Source organism: Microcystis protocystis FBCC-A270, from assembly GCF_050500235.1.
Taxonomy (GTDB): Bacteria; Cyanobacteriota; Cyanobacteriia; order Cyanobacteriales; family Microcystaceae; genus Microcystis; species Microcystis ichthyoblabe_A.
Map to the genome: position 1 here is coordinate 3,300,255 of NZ_CP191407.1, position 18,729 is coordinate 3,318,983.

At 41.3% G+C, this 18,729-nt stretch carries 12 protein-coding genes, 1 tRNA gene and 1 pseudogene; 8 read left to right on the forward strand and 6 right to left on the reverse strand.

Features of this window, described 5'->3' with window-relative positions; all coding sequences use genetic code 11:
- The first annotated feature begins 201 nt into the window (after window positions 1-201).
- The 3 genes from ACQY1X_RS16070 (at window position 202) to ACQY1X_RS16080 (ending at window position 3,056) form a co-directional block, all read left to right on the forward strand.
- Window positions 202-507 (forward strand): DUF6825 family protein, encoded by a 306-nt coding sequence (locus ACQY1X_RS16070; protein ID WP_002792886.1) that lies wholly within the window; start codon window positions 202-204, stop codon window positions 505-507.
- A 90-nt stretch (window positions 508-597) separates the two neighbouring features.
- The gene (locus ACQY1X_RS16075; protein WP_287230408.1) at window positions 598-2,286 is read left to right on the forward strand and encodes an ABC1 kinase family protein; all 1,689 of its coding nucleotides are present in this window, start codon (window positions 598-600) and stop codon (window positions 2,284-2,286) included.
- A gap of 44 nt (window positions 2,287-2,330) precedes the next feature.
- Entirely contained in the window at window positions 2,331-3,056 is a 726-nt protein-coding gene (locus tag ACQY1X_RS16080; RefSeq protein WP_287230392.1) for a Stp1/IreP family PP2C-type Ser/Thr phosphatase, read from the forward strand.
- Between the two features lie 37 nt (window positions 3,057-3,093).
- On the opposite strand, the gene ACQY1X_RS16085 is transcribed toward ACQY1X_RS16080, so the two are convergent.
- The gene (locus ACQY1X_RS16085; RefSeq protein WP_430014881.1) at window positions 3,094-4,467 is read right to left on the reverse strand and encodes an ankyrin repeat domain-containing protein; all 1,374 of its coding nucleotides are present in this window, start codon (window positions 4,465-4,467) and stop codon (window positions 3,094-3,096) included.
- 438 nt (window positions 4,468-4,905) lie between these two features.
- On the opposite strand from ACQY1X_RS16085, the gene glk reads away from it, so the two are divergent.
- Window positions 4,906-5,874 carry a glucokinase gene (gene glk / locus ACQY1X_RS16090; protein WP_419548205.1) on the forward strand — a complete coding sequence of 323 codons (969 nt, stop codon included), beginning with the start codon at window positions 4,906-4,908 and terminating at the stop codon, window positions 5,872-5,874.
- Window positions 5,875-5,921: 47 nt separating this feature from the next.
- Here the strand turns inward: glk and ACQY1X_RS16095 are convergent, their stop codons facing one another.
- From ACQY1X_RS16095 to acsF, 5 genes are all read right to left on the reverse strand, one after another.
- Window positions 5,922-7,019 carry a glucokinase gene (locus ACQY1X_RS16095; RefSeq protein WP_287700705.1) on the reverse strand — a complete coding sequence of 366 codons (1,098 nt, stop codon included), beginning with the start codon at window positions 7,017-7,019 and terminating at the stop codon, window positions 5,922-5,924.
- A 56-nt stretch (window positions 7,020-7,075) separates the two neighbouring features.
- A complete protein-coding gene (locus ACQY1X_RS16100) occupies window positions 7,076-9,958 on the reverse strand; it encodes an AAA-like domain-containing protein (RefSeq protein ID WP_430013125.1) in 2,883 nt (960 codons plus the stop codon).
- Entirely contained in the window at window positions 9,955-11,271 is a 1,317-nt protein-coding gene (locus ACQY1X_RS16105; protein WP_430013126.1) for an AAA-like domain-containing protein, read from the reverse strand. Before ACQY1X_RS16105 ends, ACQY1X_RS16100 begins: the two co-directional genes overlap by 4 nt.
- A gap of 403 nt (window positions 11,272-11,674) precedes the next feature.
- Complete coding sequence (locus ACQY1X_RS16110; protein WP_430013127.1) at window positions 11,675-12,211, reverse strand: zinc ribbon domain-containing protein; 537 nt, start codon at window positions 12,209-12,211, stop codon at window positions 11,675-11,677.
- A 157-nt stretch (window positions 12,212-12,368) separates the two neighbouring features.
- Window positions 12,369-13,445: a magnesium-protoporphyrin IX monomethyl ester (oxidative) cyclase gene (gene acsF, locus ACQY1X_RS16115; protein ID WP_002752007.1), complete on the reverse strand. Its 1,077-nt coding sequence runs from the start codon at window positions 13,443-13,445 to the stop codon at window positions 12,369-12,371.
- Window positions 13,446-13,974: 529 nt separating this feature from the next.
- Here acsF and ACQY1X_RS16120 point away from each other — a divergent pair.
- The 4 genes and pseudogenes from ACQY1X_RS16120 to ACQY1X_RS16135 form a co-directional block, all read left to right on the forward strand.
- Window positions 13,975-14,641: pseudogene (locus tag ACQY1X_RS16120) on the forward strand (IS1 family transposase); the annotation flags it as partial.
- Between the two features lie 259 nt (window positions 14,642-14,900).
- Window positions 14,901-16,106: an FAD-dependent hydroxylase gene (locus tag ACQY1X_RS16125; protein ID WP_430013128.1), complete on the forward strand. Its 1,206-nt coding sequence runs from the start codon at window positions 14,901-14,903 to the stop codon at window positions 16,104-16,106.
- Between the two features lie 92 nt (window positions 16,107-16,198).
- Window positions 16,199-16,272 (forward strand) — tRNA-Pro (locus ACQY1X_RS16130).
- Between the two features lie 131 nt (window positions 16,273-16,403).
- Entirely contained in the window at window positions 16,404-18,326 is a 1,923-nt protein-coding gene (locus ACQY1X_RS16135) for a S9 family peptidase (RefSeq protein ID WP_430014882.1), read from the forward strand.
- The last annotated feature ends 403 nt before the right edge of the window (window positions 18,327-18,729 follow it).

Below are 18,729 nucleotides of genomic sequence, written 5' to 3' on the forward strand. Positions count from 1 at the left end.
TTCTCGACGAGATCGAAGCAGATTTTGCTCCCTTAGCGCCTTTTGTTTCCCCTAATTTTGTCGATTAACCTCCCCGTCTCACCTCCCTTTTCAGAAAAACGATTTGCCTTTTCTGGTTCTGTCGCCTAACCTAGTAGTTAGGGAATTTATTATCGCCTTTCCCGTCCACAAACCCCGAAGCGAAAACATCCATTTAAGATTATGACTAACCCGGTTATTCACGCCTTTTTCCTCGGACGAGCGATCGCTGAAGTAGTCAGTGAACAGCTAGAAGATGCGTTTACCAACGCTTTAAGCGAATTAGGCAAATTTGATGCCGAACAACGGGAAAACCTGCGGCAATTCGTCGAAGAAGTGCAAATGAGAGCCGATCGAGCCATGGAAAAGGGAGTATATGCTGAGACAGACTCCAGTGGTTCCTCCAGTGCCGATGTGCAGGAAAACATCGACGAAATGCGGGCTGAAATCGCCCAATTGCGCTCGGAACTAAAAAACTACCGAAATTAACCAAAAACCCTCTTTTAGTCGCTTTAAAGCCCCAAAAATTGCGTGTCAGCCCTTCTACCCGTCCCCGTTACCCTAGAGTTAAACCCAGCAATGCCGGCCCTTCAAGTCGCCAAAAATAGCTATCGTTGGAATCAAGAAAACTATTCCATCAATCGTCGTCGTCTAGATATTTGGCGATTCGTTCTGACTGTACTTTATCAATTCTGGCTCAACGGTAAAAAATGGAGCTATAACGGCAGCTATAGCGAGGAAAAACTCGCCAGCAGACGCAGAAAACAAGCCGCTTGGATTCGGGAAACCATGCTAGAATTGGGACCGACTTTTATTAAAGTCGGTCAACTGTTCTCCACCCGGGCCGATCTTTTTCCCCTCGAATATGTGGAAGAACTCTCGAAACTACAGGATCAGGTTCCCGCATTTACCTACGAACAGGCCAGCAAAATTATCGAGGTATCCCTCGGTAAACCCCTCAATCAACTCTTTAAAAGCTTTGATCCTATTCCCCTGGCAGCCGCTAGTTTAGGACAAGTTCACCGGGCCCAACTGAAGAGCGGGGAAGATGTGGTGGTCAAAGTCCAACGGCCCGGATTAAAAAAATTATTTAGTATCGATCTGACCATCCTAAAAAAAATCGCCCAATACTTCCAAAATCATCCCAAATGGGGTAAAGGTCGCGATTGGACGGGTATTTATGAAGAATGCTGTAAAATCCTCTGGGAAGAAACCGATTATCTCAATGAAGGTCGTAACGCTGACACTTTTCGCCGTAATTTTCGCGGGGAAGATTGGGTGAAAGTACCGAAAGTCTATTGGCGCTACACCGCTCCCCGGGTTTTAACCCTAGAATACCTCCCCGGCATCAAAATCAGTCATTATGAAGCCCTAGAAGCGGCCGGACTCGATCGCAAATTGTTGGCTAAACTAGGGGCAAAAGCCTATCTAATTCAACTACTCAATAACGGCTTTTTTCACGCAGATCCTCACCCCGGCAATATTGCCGTTGATAGTGATGGCTCCCTAATTTTCTACGATTTCGGCATGATGGGACAAATTAAAACCAACGTGCGCGAAAAATTAATGCAGACTCTCTTGGGAATTGCCCAAAAAGATGCCGATCGCGTGGTCACTTCTCTGGTGGATTTAGGAGCATTAACTGCTAATGGTGATATGGGAGCAGTGCGGCGATCGATCCAGTATATGCTCGATAACTTCATGGATAAACCCTTTGAGGAGCAATCCGTGGCCTCTATCAGCGATGATCTCTATGAAATCGCCTACGATCAGCCTTTTCGCTTTCCCGCTACCTTTACCTTCGTCATGCGAGCATTTTCTACCCTAGAAGGGGTAGGCAAAGGACTCGATCCCGAATTTAACTTTATGGAAGTGGCCCAACCTTTTGCCCTGCAATTAGTAAATGATATGACAGGAAATAATGGCAGTAATATCCTCGATGAGTTAGGACGACAAGCAGCCCAAGTGAGCAGCACCGCCCTGAGTTTACCCCGACGCATCGATGATACGATCGAAAAATTAGAACGGGGTGATATCCGTGTTCGGGTACGTTCCAGCGAATCCGATCGACTTTTGCGGCGATTGGGTATGATTCAAATGGGAACCAACTATACTTTACTGATCAGTGCTTTGCTTATCTCAGCGACGCTTCTATTCGTCAGTGGTTTTGGTTGGTTAACTTTAGTACCGATGGCGATTTCGCTGCTGCCGGGGATAGCTTTTGTGAGACTCTGGCAGAAAATTGAACGTCAGGATCGTATGATGTAATCGATTGCGGGATAATAAATATTGTGTTAGCACCAAAAATTTCGATGAACAATCTTTCTTTTGGAGGAATGACTGATCCAGGTGTAGTGCGATCGGTTAATCAGGACAGTTATTATATCGACCCCGAGCAGCGCTTTTTTATCGTTGCTGATGGTATGGGAGGTCATGCGGGAGGCCAGGAAGCTAGTCAAATCGCCACTGAAACTATCCAAGTTCATCTAGAAGAACACTGGAATTCGCCCCTGACTGCTGGAGAATTGCTACAGGAGGCAATTACCGTCGCTAACGAGAAGATTATTGAAGATCAACTGAAACATCCCGAAAGACAGGACATGGGGACAACTCTAGTCATGGCTATCGTCCGAGATGATGGCTCTTGGTACACCCATATTGGTGATTCCCGTCTCTATCGCTTTCGTGAGCAAAAATTAGAACAGGTGACGGAGGATCATACTTGGATAGCTAGGGCGATCAAAATGGGTGATCTGTCCAAAGAAGAGGCGAAAAACCACCCTTGGCGACATATTTTATTTCAATGTCTTGGTCGTCGCGATTTGCCCCCAGTGACGGTATCTCCCCTCGATCTGCAATCCGGCGATAGTTTAATTCTCTGTAGTGATGGTTTGACGGAAGAACTGTCCGACCAGGAAATTAGCGATTATTTGCAAACTGGTGCCGATTGTCAGGAAATTGTCAAGAATTTAGTGGCAGCGGCCAAAGAAGCCGGCGGTTCTGATAATATCACCGTGGTCATGGTAACGCAGAATTGAGAGGAAATAGCGATCGCTGATCGCTAAACTTGCACTTCTACTCGATCGCTCCTGCTTGTTGTAATAAAGAAACGATCGCCTGATGGTGATTAAATTTAGCTAACATTAAAGCGGTCATTCCCCCTTGATTTTTCTGATTTAAGTTCACCTTTCCCCCGTCTAACAAAACTTTAACCGTGTCGAGACAACCGTGATAACTCGCCCACATTAACGGGGAAGCGCCGCTAAAATCGAGTTTATTGACATCAGCGCCGATATCGATTAACCAGCGCACCAATTGACTATTATTGCCCTCACAAGCTTTCATGAGGACGGTTTTGCCATCGGGATAAACGGCGTTGGCATTGGCCCCGTAGTCGAGGAGATAACGGCAGATTTCCGTAAATTGGCGCTGTAGAGCCAAAGTTAATGGTGTTTCTCCCTGCTGAGTTAGGTTAGGCTCCGCTCCCTGTTTTAACAATTCTAAAACGATCGCTTCGTATCCCTGCACCGTGGCAATGAGCAAGGGTGTATCACCAAAATGGTTGCGGTGATTGACAAAAGCACCGGCTTGTAGTAGGGCCTGAACGATCTCTAAATGTCCTTCGATCGTGGCTAAATGCAGGGCCGTTTCTCCGGCCTGATTTTGATTGTCAACACTGGCCGCCTGAGCGAGTAAAAGTCGGACAATATCGAAATATCCCTCAGCAGCGGCGAGCATCAGGGCAGTTTCTCCCTCCTCCGTGCTGATATTCGGATTTGCTCCCGCTTGCAGTAAAGTTTGTACGCTGCCGAGATTTCCCCTCTCTACAGCCAAAATGAGGGGAGTTTCCCCAGATAAAGTGGGAGCATCGAGAGGCATACCACGGTTAATAAACAATTGGAGGATTTCTGGACGATTAGCGTTGAGAGCCTCTAACCAAGCTTCTTGACGGATTTCTTCATCTACACCACTATCGAGCAGTAAACCGACAATTGCAGCGTAATTTTGGCTAATTGCTACAGATAAAGCCGTATCTCCATCCCGATCGCGCATATTGACCCGAGCGCCGGCGGTTAATAACTGTTCTGCGATCGCTGTATAACCCTTATAAGTGGCGATCATTAGTGCTGGTGTACCATCTTGATTAACCTGATTGACATTAGCACCGGCGGCGATTAATTGAGCGAGGATTTCACTGTGATTGAGGGCAGCCGCTAACATGAGAGGGCTTAAACCTTGAGGTTGTTTACTTTTGTTGATATCTGCCCCAAATTCTCGCAAAATTGCCACAATTTCCCGATGACCCCCCTGCACGGCATAGATTAAAGCCGTCGTATTTTGGCCATCGGTGGCGTTGACATTTGCCCCCTGACTCAGTAAAGCTTGAACCCGCGCCAGATTGCCCTGACGTGCCGCTTGTATTAACAAGATATCCCAATTAGAAGCCATTAACAGTGACCGATCGGCAGAAAGTATTTTTTCTATTATCGATCGTTATAGGCGGGTAAACGGACAGAAAAGCTACTACCCCGTTCTAATTCTGAGGTAAGGTAATTCTACTAGCTGTGGTACTTAGGGTTTGCTGAAAAAGTTTTTCCTGGGGGTAGGAGTCAGGAGTCAGGAGTCAGTAGCCGGTCGTTTCAGGCTTTGTTGCCCTTGTTTTTTGTACCAATTGATGTACTACAAGAAGGATAATGCAAGGTTTTTGAAAGTCCCAATCCTATTTTCGCAGCATGAACATCGGATTTTAACAGGTCAAAAGCCTTATTTTAAAAGGGTTTTACCATTATTCAGTAAGCCCTACTTAAGTGTTCTGATAATTAGAATAGCGATCGCAATATATTCGATATGCTATAATCTTGAACAGTTTCGTTAGGAGTTAAATCCATGCTAGTTTTAGCCGGTGATATTGGTGGCACTAACACCAGGTTGTGTTTGGTAGAAACGGACGGAAAAAATGAATCAACTCTCCGGGAAGAAATTTATCCGAGCGGCAATGAGGGTTTAGTTCCTTTAGTGCGACAATTCCTGGGTGATGAGTGTAATGTTTATAAGGCTTGTTTTGCTTTGGCTGGCCCTGTTCTGAACAACAAATGTAAAATCACTAATTTACCTTGGCCAGAATTAGATGCGGCCCGGTTACAAGAAGAATTGAACATTGCTAAAGTGAGTCTTATTAATGATTTTGTAGCAATTGGCTACAATATTGTCTTAGAAAAAAATAAATCTTTAGTTACTTTACAGGAAGGTGAATTTTTGCCTGATGCGCCGATCGCTATTATTGGGGCGGGTACGGGTCTGGGAAAGGCGTTTGCAGTTCCTGAAGGTGATAGCTATCGAGTGTTTCCAACGGAAGGAGGCCACGAAAGTTTTGCTCCTGATAATTTGTTAGCTCAGGAGTTATTAGCATATCTTCGGGCCGACGGCAAGGTTGATGTGGAACGGGTGGTTTCTGGCCCAGGAATTGTTGATATTTTTCGTTTTTTGCAGGATCGCAAGTTTGCTTCTGAAGATGCGGGTGATTTTTTAAGTCAACCTGATCCTGGGGCAGCAATCGCTAAAGGAGCAGCAGCAGGTCATTTTCTTTGTCAGCAAACAATGGCAATTTTTGTAGAAGCTTTTGGGGCTGCGGCAGGGGATATGGCGGTGAGTTTTTTACCGTTTGGCGGTTTATATATTGCGGGGGGAATTGCAGCCCAAAATATTGAATTGATGCGGAATGGCAGTTTTATTAAGGCATTTACAGATAAGGCACGGGTTAATCCTGTTTTGCTAGAAAAAGTTCCTGTCCATATTGTTTTGAATACCCTGGAGGGATTAAGAGGTGCAGTAAAATACGCTGCTACAAAAATGTAGAAGCATAGGATAGACAATCCTAGAAGTTGTCTTGATTGTGAGGGTATTCAATGCCCTTTTTGTTGATTTGCCCTCATAATTGCAAATCTACCATTAGTTACAAAACCCGCCTCAATAGCGTGTCGAGCTGCCCCCCACATGACAATGCTGTTATCTTGAAAAACTTTAACAGAAATGCCTTCGTTATAAGCTTTGAAATTTCCCTCTTTATCAATAAAGGCATTGATAAATTTGCCTTCTTTCAAGATTTCAATGGGAATATCAATACCGCCAATATAAACTCCGCCACTGGCTTTATAGGTAAGAGCCAAATTCCCTGCTTGCGCTCCCCAAATAGAGATAAAAAAATCCAAAACTTCTTTACATAATGGATTCCCTTCCTGGGCAGCTTGAATGATAGCATCAGCATCATTGATATTTGGCTGATTTTCCCATTCAGAAAGACTTTGAAAAAAATGATAAATTCTGGTTAAACCAGGAGCAGATAGAACATACTCATAACTAACGGGGCTATTATCCCCCTGCTCTTGTTTCAGTTCTTTCAGAAATTGTAAAAGTTCCCAATCTTTATCTATTCTAGCACCGAAGTCCGCATGACCACCTTCCGAGGAGATTGGTTTTAACCCTTTTTTTTCATCATGGCTATACCATAATGCTTGACCTAAACCTCCACTCACTAGCATTAATACTCGGCGATCTTCAGGATTTGGGTGAGATTTACCAGGATAAAGTTCTTTTAGCTGATCTTCTCCATTTCCCAAAAAAATACCATAGCCAATTGCTTCCATATCATTGATAAAAGAGACAGGAACATTGTTATAGGGAAGTTTTTGTCTGAATTCATGCTCTGTAAAAGTTGCTTTAAATTCCTTGCGATCAACTCTAGCCTCGCCATGATCAACAGGTCCTGCTATACCAAAACAAGCACCATAAATATCTTCATTATCACTATATTGCCCATAATAATATTGCTCTAAAAATGTCTCTATCATGTTTTCCAAGCCTTGAGCATAATCCTTAGTTGTATAAGTTTCATGGGCAATTAAGGCATCCAGCATCACTTTTTTTTGAGAGTCATCTTTTTTGTGAGTAAAAAGACCGAATTCGCTTTTATCACCTGCAATTTTGCCAGCGAGAATGACCATAAAATTGACTCCTTTATAGTAAATATATCTAAATGAAAACAGCAACCAAAAAAAGACTAAAAACCTAATTCTTCTAGCTCATTTTTAATCTCCTTAATTTTTGCTTGTGAGCGTGTTACAACCAGTCCTAAATTAATTCCATCAGGAGCGATAAAGCAAATAGCAAAAGGTGTTGTTAGTTCGACAAAATAAACCATCATCGTTCCCCCCGCCAATTTAAAAATTGAGTATGTGAGATTGCCAAAGGCAGTTACCTTGCCAAAATTATCTAAAGCTTCTTGAATCTTGCTGAGGGATTCAAATCCTTCAATTGCTTCTCCTACTGCATCACCACCGTCTGCAAAAAGAGCACGATAAAGCTCTGGATCATCAGATTTGAGTCGTTTATTGTGATACAGTGGTAGTCCATTCTCTAGATTAAAAATAAGGATTGATTTTAGGTGTCCTTTTGAGGTGGTAACAGTCTCGTCCAGAAGAACATCAAGTTTTTCTTGTTCGGGTCGTTGTTGTGTCATAAGAGAGATTCTCGCAATTTTAGTCTTGAGGAAGTTAAATACTAATTCCTGAAAATAATTTTCGTTTAAATTTTGATATTTGTCAAGTATTTTTCCGCATTCTTTTAGGGGTTCTTGGATTTGAGATTGGTCTATTTCCCCAAGACAGTATTGGTCGAAGGTAATAAAAATTCTTTGTTCTCTCTCAGGGTAAGAGCTATGGGGAGCAAGAGCAAAGTCAAATAGTTCTTGATAACTCCAGTTTTTGATCTGCGATCTAACAAGAAATTCTAGGTATTTACGGATATTTTCGACAGGAATATCAGACTCATTTACCCATTCTAAAAGCTTTTTTAAGGCAGCAGTTTGAGAGGTTGTCCATTGTAAAATCTCTCGGAGTAGAAAGTCAGAGTAGTTATTTTTCCCTTGTAATGATGGTCGAGAAGTTGTGATCAATGAAACAGCTTCAGATTGAACAGAAGGTGAAGCAGTTGTCCAGACTTCCGCCACTAAACTGGTCATTACAAATTTAATCTCTCCCTCCTCTAATGTCGGTGTAGGCTTTTTCCCTAGCCATTCTAGGGCCAGTTTTAGATCATTATTTTGTAATAAATAAGATGATTCTTGACGATCCGAATGTTGCCAATCTCGAAAAGCTTTTGTATAGGGACGGAGTCCCGCCATGACTTCCTTGATCCAGTTTTGATCTAGAATTTTTTCGTAAATCTTGTTGAGTATTCTTAAATTATGCTCCTTATCTAGAATTATAAAACACATATCTTTTAGTTTACGATGTTGTGGATTTTTTTCATCGAAGAGAATCGGCTCGTTTTGAGTAATTTTTTCAAAGAGAGAAATTAACTCAAAACTGTCGTCCTGATTTAAAAATTGGTCTCGATCTTTCTGAAACTGATCATATTCCTCAAAAAGATTGAGATGTGAGAAAACTAAATCTTCTAGCCGACCGTGAACTTCATTCTGTTGTAAATCTACAACGTTATTGTTTTTAGCAATAATATCAAAAATAATATTACTAAATTGATAAAATCCCCCTGTAAGGTTATTAATCGCTTTAACAATTGTTTCCCATTTATCCTCAGATTCGTTAGGAAAAATGTCCTGAACTTTATTCCAAAATTGCCTAGATTCTTCAAAAAATCTATTTTCTAAATGTCTAACGATGTTTTCATGGTCTTTTGCCCATTCTAAAGTACGTTTTAATATTTTTCCAGTAAGTAAATAAAGTTCTTTTTGCCGTTCATCAGCGTTATGGTAATTATCATAATCGTCTCTATAAAAAATAAATTCTCTTTGTTGAAGTTCAATCCAATTTAGATTGAAGATTTGTTTGTATATCTCACAATAAGGCTTAAGAACATGATCTTCTTCTAACACTAATCCCAAAAGCTTAAGCTCAATTTGCAGCATATCACTACTTTTTGAACGTACTGTAGAACAATTATTCAAGCTACTTAGCACGATTTCCTTGTATAAATCTAATAAATCCATAGACCTTTTGTTTGGTTCTGATAGAAATCTTATTATTCTCTGAAAATGCTCTTCACAATCTAAATTTCGCCAACCTCTGATAATTTTTTCTTCAACTAATTGATCAATATTGGTATCAGTACCAGTATTGGTGTTGGTACTTTCCTCAATAACTAATTTACAAAGGCAATGTGTTAAGTATGGGTGTCCATTTGTAAATGATAAAATTTTTACCATTGCCTCTGTAGCTTTAGCTTCAGAATAGTTAATCTCTTTGACTAATTTATCTTTCAAGGGAGTTATTTCGTGAGGTTGAAAGGGCCTCAATTTAATATTTTTGCCAACGTCAAAAGGACTAATCCTTTCATTTGGACATAGCTCTGAAGGAGTAGCAATACCAAAAAGTGCAAAAGTCAGACGTTTGTAATCGGCTGTCATCTCGCGACGGTTATAAAATAAGCGAATTAATTTAAAAAAATCACTCCGAGACTCGAAATTTAAAGTACAATTAATTTCATCAACAAAAATGACTAATTTTTGAGAAGTTTCTTGCAGTATAATATCAGTAATAAAACTTTTCAGACGATAAAGAGGACCTAGGCTACTCTTTGTCAGCCACCAGTTGTCTAGATCAAAACTCGATAAAATTTTATTTTCTGTTAAATTGTTTAATAATTCTTGACTAAAATCTCTATAAAATTCATCAGAAGTATAATTTATCTTTTCTACAAAAGTTAAATCTATTGATATACAAAGAAAGCCCTCTTTTTTCAAATCATTAAATATTTGAACCATAAGACTGCTTTTCCCAGTCTTCGGAGAATTTAGAACACAACAAAAATCCCCATTTCTAAGGGATCCGAGCAATTCTTCATCCGCATTGCGCTTGATATAATCAGGATGCTTATAAGGTAACGCAGAAGGTATAGAGGAAGTTGAAGGGTTTTGGGCGTTCATGCTCTTCTAATTGTATTTTGAAAGAAAATTCTATATAGCTCACAAGAAGGATCAGCATAATGGCTTCCCAACTTAATTAATCCCATCTCCTCTAATTCCTCCGCAATCAGGGGGCTTATGTAAATTGGTTTCGGTGTAGATATAACCCTATATAGTGCCTCTTCTAATGATTGATCACGGATAACTTGAATTTTTCTGAGTAATTTATTTAGATGCGGTGTATAAATACCTTCCAGTTCTTTATGCACTGCATCTAGTAATGATTGCTCACCTGGTGATGATTGCTCACTTTGAATTTTTCTGAGTAATTTATTTAGGTGATTTGGGTTTTTTAGATGTTCAAAAGATAAACTGATCAAATAAGGGTGTCCCCCAACTAATCGCATGATTAGGGAAATGGTTGTGAAATCCATCTGAATTTCATACTGACTGGCAAGAGATTGTACCTCATCAACAGTGAATTCAGGTAATCGAATTACTTTTCCCACACTAAAAGGAGATTCGTTCTCGTTCAGGACTGGCATTCTTGAGTGTGCAATAATTAATCCAAGCCTGCTCCAACTTCCGTGATCTTGAGTACTACTTCTTGCACATCTATTGTAAAACGCTCTTAGCATTGAACAAAACTCTTTATAGGTTGGATCCTTGTCAAGTTTGTTCAGATCGTCGATAACTATAACGATGGGAGAGTTTTTAGAAGGTAATAAAAACCTTTCAAAATATTGAATACATTTTAATTTATATCCTGAACTCCTTATGCTTTTCCAATCGTCTATAAAATTGTGGTGTAAATCTACTTTATTACTAATTTCTTGACAAAAACGATAGAAAAGCCTTCCCGCCTCAGCTTGGTCTTGTATATCGAATTCCTCCATGCTTAATAGAACCTTTCGATAATTGTTGGAATTGAAAGAATTAAAAATATGATTAACTAGCCGAGTCTTTCCCATTTTATCTGGGGCTTTTATATGGATCAAAGAATGTTCTTGGAGAAGTGATTGGTAGTTTTCTAAATAAGGAGCCGTGTTTATGTGGGGGCGGCAAATTACTGTTACTTTGTTGGCTGCTTCGATGACATCAGGCATTTTGTCTATGCCCGCTTCTTTCAATAGCGCTTCTAAAAGAGGTTTATTTTGCTCATCAGGATTATCCACTAAATCTACCGCTTCGTTGTGATCTTTTTCCTTAAGCTTTTTCTTAAGCAAACCCTTGAAGTAATCATAAGCATCCTTTGCCGCCATCTTGACAGGTTCCTGAACTGCGGAAGTTACCCCAGCCGCCAATGCTGTCAAAATAAGAGCTATGGGTTCCATTGCATTAACACCTCGACTTAACAAACGCTATTTTGAGTTATGGGTTTCAGTATAGCAAAATTGGGCAGTTCAGCAATTCCCCCTTGAAATACAGTTCTTCTCCAGAGCAACTGATCTTTACACCGGTTGCTTTATTACTTTGGCACAGCCAATTCCCTATTCGATAAACTTTTTGATCGCTGTGGACGAATCTGGTTAGAAGCGGGTAAATTTAGCTAATATAAACAAAATTTGGGAGCATCTCACCTTTGTAACCTTTAAATCAGGTTTTTATGTCAAGCTATTTTGAAAGCCTTGCTAGAAAACAGTTTTAGTGACAAGTATAATTACTCACCTGGATAAATGAGATGCTCCCCAAAATTTTGCCCGAAAAGGAGTTATAGATTTAGCTAAACAGGTTTTATTACTGTAACTGATGACCACAGCTACTACAAAAGCGATCGGTTGCCGCTACTTTTGCCCCGCATTGACTACAAAATCGCGTTTTACTGACGGTTTTTGCGTCTCCCATACTCATTTTCATATCTCCCATTTGCATTTCCATGGGGGTAAAATTCATCGACATATTACCCATTTTCATGGGTTGCATCGGTTGCATTGGTTGCATTGGTTGCATCGGTTGCATCGGTGAGGAGGAGAAACTGGTAGCAGTGGTCGATTGAGAGGACTGAGAAACTCCAGAGGTATGAGGAGAGGAAAAACCGATACTGCTTCCTTGAATTTGGATTCTGTGGGGTCCGGTTTCAGTGATAATTTCAATAATTGCCCCTTGGGGAATTATCTCTATTTGGGGTTCTTGTGTCCAAACTCCGGTGGCAAAACTACTGCTAGACTGCTGTTGTTGTCCCACTGCACCACTAGCGAGGGTTACAATCGTCTGCAGCCCTTGATTATCGAGATAGAGACGTTGTCCTGTGGGTAATTCACTATAAATAGCCATATTTTTGACAGTGAAAACTAAAAAGTAAAAAGCTAGTTAACACCCCTAGGATCCAGTCTAGCGAGGATAAAAATGTTAGAGGATTTTCTTAAGAATTTTATCGACAAAAAAAGGGTGGTTTTACCCACCCTCACCATGTCTCAAGAAAACAAACTTTTTAACGGACGCTACCGGCTAATTTATCGACCCGAATCGGTTTCATCAGGTACAATTTGAGGAATTGCCAAGCGTTAGAGGCGAAGATAGGCAATTTCTTCAGGAATTTAACTGGTGCGGCACTGTTTTCGCTATCGATCGCCCGTAATCCCTCGTTATTGCGAACACAAATCTCTAGGCGATCATAAAATTCAGGACTATCCACATCAAGAACAATCGGGAAGACGCGGCCGGCGGTTTCATTGGTCTTCTCGATTACATACTTATCGTACTCGCGAGCGTCCAAACCGAGAATGGCGTAGAAACCGGAACGCTGAGTATCATTGAGATACATCGTAGCGAAGACCGAAAGCAGGAAGAAACGACACCAGAGACGAGCGCGCCAATCATTAAGAATATCAGGCTGCGCACGCATGATCGCATCAAAGAAGTCCCCGTGACGGTTTTCGTCTTGACACCAATTCTCGAAGAAGTTAAAAATCGGATAAACCCGATCTTCGGGATGTTGTTCGAGATGACGATAAATGGTGATATAGCGCCAATAACCGATTTTTTCGGAAAGATAGGTGGCGTAGAAGATAAATTTCGGTTTAAAGAAGGTGTAGTTACGGCTTTTGGTTAAAAATCCCAAGTCAAGGGAGAGGTTAAAATCCGATAAAGCCTTATTAAGGAACCCAGCATGACGCGCTTCGTCCCGGGACATGAGGTTAAAGCATTCTGCGAGGACGGGATTTCTGTTTTTTAAACGTCTGCCGAGTTCTTTGTAGAGAAGAAAGCCAGAAAATTCAGCCGTGCAGGATCTTTCCAGAAATTCCACGAATAAGCGGCGAGTTTCGCCATCAATATGCTCCCAAGAGCGATCGAATTCTTGATTGCGAACGAAGTGATGCCGGTTATAATCGGTACGGAATTCCTCTAAAATCGCTTTCAGTTCTTCCTCGTTAGCGGCGATCGACATTTCCGCCATCGCTTCAAAATCAGTGGTATAGAAGCGGGGAGTGAGGATCGTTTCTTTAGCGGGAACTTTTATACCCGGACGGATTTCCTCGAATTCTGGTTTTTGGATCGTGCTGACCATAGGGATTATTGATTTTACTCTGGGATGATGATTGAGACGAGTAAAGGCTCTGAGATGATAATGACCAGCCGTGAAAAAACGGCTAGGATTCACTATAGCAAGCTCTCAGCCCTAGACTCCCTTCCTGTTCATTAAAAGTTACAACTCTTAATTAAGCTGTGTGAACAAACGCGGATTTTTCGCTGGGAGTCTTGACAAATGTTCGGGGGTGTGGGGTTTGTTCGGTGATTGGTAAACAGTCATGGCTCTCTTATTCTTTGTGTGATCAGTTTAACTTACATCGGATCGATCAATCTTTGTGTCCTTTGTGTCTTTGTGGTTCCTTCCACCCCCTCACTAGGAGGAATGTATCTTAGAATACATTTTACCCACCAAATCCAAGAGAGCCTTTAAACCTCTAGCTTGATCATGACTTTTCTGATAAATATCTTTTTCTGGCTTCTGTCTGGCTTACTGAAATATCAGTCTAGCACCGAACAAAATCCCCCCTTCACCTCTATTCCCCTGTCCTAATTGTGGTTCTCATTATATGATTAAGAATGGTTCTATTCATAATGGAAAACCCAAACGTCAATGTAAAGAGTGTGGTCAACCGTTTGTAATCAATCCCACTAATAAAACCGTCTCTGACGAAACCAAACAATTAATTGATAAACTCTTGCTCGAACGAATTTCCTTGCGAGGAATTGCTAGAGTAACAGGGGTAAGTTGGTCATTGTTACAAAATTATGTCAACAATAAACTGGCGGCTGTACCCCGTCAAATAAAGGTTTCGGACAAACTAAAAGGTAAATTAGTTATAGAATATGATGAGATGTGGTCTTTTGTTTTTTCTAAGACGATAAATATTTATATTTGGCGGTTAATTGATAGAAAAACAAGGGAAATTATTGGTTGCTATGCGCGGAGATAGGAGTTGTCAATCAGCTAAAAAACTTTGGGGCTAGTTTACCAGGTGTTTACCGACAATGCGCGGTTGCTTACACAGACTTTTGGGAGTCCTATAAGACAGTAATTCCTAGTAAACGTCATCGACCAGTCGGAAAAGAAACTGGTAAAACTAATCCTATTGAAAGATTAAATAATACCTTTCGACAAAGGATTTCTCGGCTGGTGAGAGAGAGTCTATCTTTCTCTAAAAAAATGGAGAATCACCTTGGGGAACCCTTTGGTATTTTATCCATGACTACAATGCACAGCAAAGCAAAGGATTAAGCCGCCATCACTACTACCGAATCACCACCAATAATCAGTCTTTAATAACCAGATTTAGTATTATCGCTCTTCCTGGACTTCTGGAAGGGCGATAACCCGAAACTCTCAACCACGGACAAAACCCTTTCAAGTCTATCAATGGCTAGGTGAGGTGAAGAGAATCAAACCCGACAGCAACCCCGAAAATCGTGTCAGAATAGATCAGTGTAGTCACTGATTATCTTTGAGAAAAATATTTATATGTTAGGACGGGACAACTACGATTTAATCATTGTCGGGGGTGGTATAGTCGGAACCACCCTAGCGGTGGCTTTAAAAAATACAGGATTAAATATCGCTATGATCGAGGAACGTCCCCTAGAGGTGGCCGCCTCCCGTCGTCAAGCTTATGCCCTCTCCTTGATGTCCAGCCGGATTTTTACAGGCTTGGGTATCTGGGATAAAATATCGCCCAGTATCGGTAAATTTCGTCATATTCGCCTTTCTGATGCCGATTTTCCGATTTTTGTCCCCTTTGTGGTCGATGAGCTAAAAACCGATTATTTGGGCTATGTGGGCGAACATCAAGTGATTTTAACCGCCCTGCACAATGCCAGCCAAGATTGCGATCGCATTGATTGGTTATCCCCTGCTAAAGTGTTAGAAGTGGAGTACGGAGCAGAAACAGCCACTGTCACCTTGGAAGAAGCTGGTCAAACCCGAAAAATCACCGCAAAATTAGTTATCGGGGCTGATGGAGCCAAATCCGCTATCCGGCAAGGGGCGCAAATTAAAACCAAAGGTTGGAAATATTGGCAATCCTGTGTCGCTTTCACCATTAAACATCAACTCGATCGCAACGATACCGCCTTTGAAAGATTTTGGCCCACCGGTCCGATGGGCATTTTACCGCTCCAGGGTAATCGCTGTCAGATCGTTTGGACCAATCCCCATGAAGAAGCGAAAAAACTGCAAGAAATGCCCGAAGCGGAATTTATCGACAAATTAGAAGCATATACAGGGGGATTACTGGGAAAAATAGCATTAGTTAGTCCCCGCGCTCTCTTTCCCGTACAGTTAATGCAGAGTGATACTTATGTTAAACCCCGACTGGCTTTAATTGGTGATGCCGCTCACTGTTGTCATCCCGTCGGTGGTCAAGGTTTAAATTTAGGCATTCGCGACGCAGCCGCTTTAGCGCAGGTATTAAAGGAAGCAGCGGAAAAGCAAGAAGATATAGGAGCGCTTTCTACCCTAAAATCCTACGAAAAATGGCGTATATCGGAGAATTTAGCGATTTTAGGCTTCACAGATTTTCTAGATCGCCTGTTCTCCAATAACTGGCCGCCTATCGTTCTCATCCGTCGTCTCGGATTGGCAATTATGCGCGGTTTCCCCCCGTTGAAATTGTTTGCCCTGCAATTAATGACGGGATTAAAAGGACGTATTCCCCAATTAGCTAGATAGCTGGCCGCTAATTCCGGGGATGGGGGAGAAAGGAAGAAAAAAAAAGCTTGCAAAATGCCGCGATTATCGCTATGATGGTTAAGGTTCAATATCGGGGCGTAGCGCAGCTTGGTAGCGCACTACTTTGGGGTAGTAGGGGTCGTGGGTTCGAATCCCGCCGCTCCGATTGCAGGAAAACAGAGAGTCAGGTAGGGATGCACCTAATCCCTACTTTGTTCTGTTTACTCGGAATTTTCTTAATTTATCAGCGTTTCTGATCAAGTTAGTTCACCATTAGAATCACTGCTTTAGTCGAAAATGTCTCATCAAATATCAGCTTACGGTTCCTGGAAATCACCGATTACCTCCGATCTAATTGTGGCAGCATCGATTAGTCTTGGTGGTGTAACTGTAGATGGAGAAGATATTTATTGGTTAGAAGGCAGACCACAGGAAAAGGGGCGAAATGTTTTAGTTAAATTAAACCCCGACGGCACAACTACAGACATCACTCCAGTGCCTTTTAATGTGCGAACTCGTGTCCATGAATACGGGGGAGGTTCCTATCTAATTGTTGCCGGAATTATCTATTTTTGTAATTTTGCTGACCAAAGAATTTATCGCCAAACTGCTGATAGTTTACCCCAACCTCTGACCCCAGAAAATTCCTGTCGTTATGCGGATTTAATTCTCGATAAATTTGGCAATCGTTTAATCTGTGTTTGTGAAGATCATAGCCAAAAAGATCGAGAACCAGTTAATAGTATTGTCAGCATCGATGTGGATACAGGAGAAATAAAAACTTTAGTATCAGGCGACGATTTTTATACCTCTCCTCGCTTAAGTGCCGACGGTTCTCGATTAGCTTGGATTAGTTGGAATCATCCTAATATGCCCTGGGATAGTTCTTTTCTCTGGGTGGCCGATATTAATAATCTTTATTTGAGTAATATTCGGGTCATTGCTGGTGGTGAAAATGAGTCAGTATGTGAACCGCGCTGGTCTGCCGATGAACAGTTATATTTTACCAGCGATCGCAATGATTTCTGGAACTTTTATTGCTTTAACCATGATGAACAAATCGAACCAGTTCTCGAACCAATAGAGGCTGAATTTGCCTATCCTCATTGGGTTTTTGGTTTATCTAACTACGGCTTTGCTGGGGAATCAAAGATTATTTGTAGCTATACAAAAGATGGTCGTTGGCATTTAGGAAGTATCGATACTGTTAATCGAGAATTTCAAGAAATTATTACTGATGATACTAACATTTCTTCCCTACAAGTTAGGGAGAGTAAAATAGTTTTTATTGGCGGTTCTTTCAGGGAAGTAACGGCGGTTATCTCACTGGATTTAGTGACAGGAATGAGAGAAATTCTCAAATCTTCCAGTAGTTTAACTATTTCTAGCGATTATTTATCGATTCCAGAAATGCTCGCTTTTCCCACCAGTCAGGGACTAACGGCCTATGCTTGGTATTATCCCCCCAAAAACCCCGATTATACCGCCCCCAATGGCGAATTACCGCCCCTTTTAGTCAAAAGTCACGGTGGACCGACGGCTGCGGCGACCTCTAGTTTAAGTCTGCGGGTGCAATACTGGACCAGTCGCGGTTTTGGCTATCTAGATGTCAATTATGGCGGTAGTACGGGTTATGGTCGTCAATATCGTCAGCGTTTGCTGGGAAATTGGGGAATTGTCGATGTCGAAGACTGCATCAACGGGGCAAAATATTTGGTTAATCAGGGATTAGTCGATGGGGAAAGATTGGCAATTTCTGGAGGCAGCGCCGGTGGTTATACAACTTTAGCAGCCTTAACTTTTCATGATACTTTTAAAGCAGGAGCTAGTTATTACGGAGTTAGTGATTTAGAGGTTTTAGCCACCGATACCCATAAATTCGAGTCGAGATATTTAGATAAATTGGTGGGACGCTATCCTGAAGAAAAGGAAATTTACTATCAGCGTTCGCCCATTCATTTTACCAGTCAGTTATCCTGTCCGGTGATCTTTTTCCAAGGTTTAGAAGACCAAGTGGTTCCACCCAATCAAGCGGAAATGATGGTAGAAGCTTTAAAAGCGAAAGGTTTACCCGTTGCTTACGTTCCCTTTGCTGGAGAACAACATGGATTTCGTCAAGCTGAATCGATAAAACGAGCATTAGATGCAGAATTTTATTTTTATTCCCGTCTCTTTGGTTTTACTCCTGCTGATAATTTAGAACCCGTAGAAATTAAGTAATCGTGCAAAGTTAATTTCCTAGGTCAGTAATCGGTGAACAGCAGCTCTAGACGTAATATTATCTAAAGACTAAAAGTCTTTTTAGTTAAGAAACTTCCCCGAATAGAAATAATTTTAATTGTCCCATGTTTTTCTTAGAGGATGTTTGAAAAGTCAGGAGACCACCAGGGGTAGTGTAGTGATATATAGCGGTTCTCACACCTGTGTGGCACAGTTAAACCTTTGCTAATTAAGCTTTTTAACATCGATAATATACCTCTTGCGAACAGGAAACGCTATAGGCGCTTTTAGGCTTCTGTTATTGAAAAGAGAGGCAATTTTTCGAGGTTGCTTATATTACAATGTTTCATTATACAGCTTTAAATACTTAGATGCTTGAATCTCAAGAGTAAATTCTTGCTCC

Bases quoted from the DNA above. Each gene is read 5' to 3' on its own strand.
- ACQY1X_RS16105 (WP_430013126.1), bottom strand. From the start codon at position 11,271: ATGGAACCCATAGCTCTTATTTTGACAGCATTGGCGGCTGGGGTAACT.
- ACQY1X_RS16110 (WP_430013127.1), bottom strand. From the start codon at position 12,211: ATGGCTATTTATAGTGAATTACCCACAGGACAACGTCTCTATCTCGAT.
- ACQY1X_RS16075 (WP_287230408.1), top strand. From the start codon at position 598: ATGCCGGCCCTTCAAGTCGCCAAAAATAGCTATCGTTGGAATCAAGAA.
- ACQY1X_RS16080 (WP_287230392.1), top strand. From the start codon at position 2,331: ATGAACAATCTTTCTTTTGGAGGAATGACTGATCCAGGTGTAGTGCGA.
- ACQY1X_RS16070 (WP_002792886.1), top strand. From the start codon at position 202: ATGACTAACCCGGTTATTCACGCCTTTTTCCTCGGACGAGCGATCGCT.
- ACQY1X_RS16085 (WP_430014881.1), bottom strand. From the start codon at position 4,467: ATGGCTTCTAATTGGGATATCTTGTTAATACAAGCGGCACGTCAGGGC.
- acsF (WP_002752007.1), bottom strand. From the start codon at position 13,445: ATGGTCAGCACGATCCAAAAACCAGAATTCGAGGAAATCCGTCCGGGT.
- ACQY1X_RS16135 (WP_430014882.1), top strand. From the start codon at position 16,404: ATGTCTCATCAAATATCAGCTTACGGTTCCTGGAAATCACCGATTACC.
- glk (WP_419548205.1), top strand. From the start codon at position 4,906: ATGCTAGTTTTAGCCGGTGATATTGGTGGCACTAACACCAGGTTGTGT.
- ACQY1X_RS16100 (WP_430013125.1), bottom strand. From the start codon at position 9,958: ATGAACGCCCAAAACCCTTCAACTTCCTCTATACCTTCTGCGTTACCT.
- ACQY1X_RS16125 (WP_430013128.1), top strand. From the start codon at position 14,901: ATGTTAGGACGGGACAACTACGATTTAATCATTGTCGGGGGTGGTATA.
- ACQY1X_RS16095 (WP_287700705.1), bottom strand. From the start codon at position 7,019: ATGGTCATTCTCGCTGGCAAAATTGCAGGTGATAAAAGCGAATTCGGT.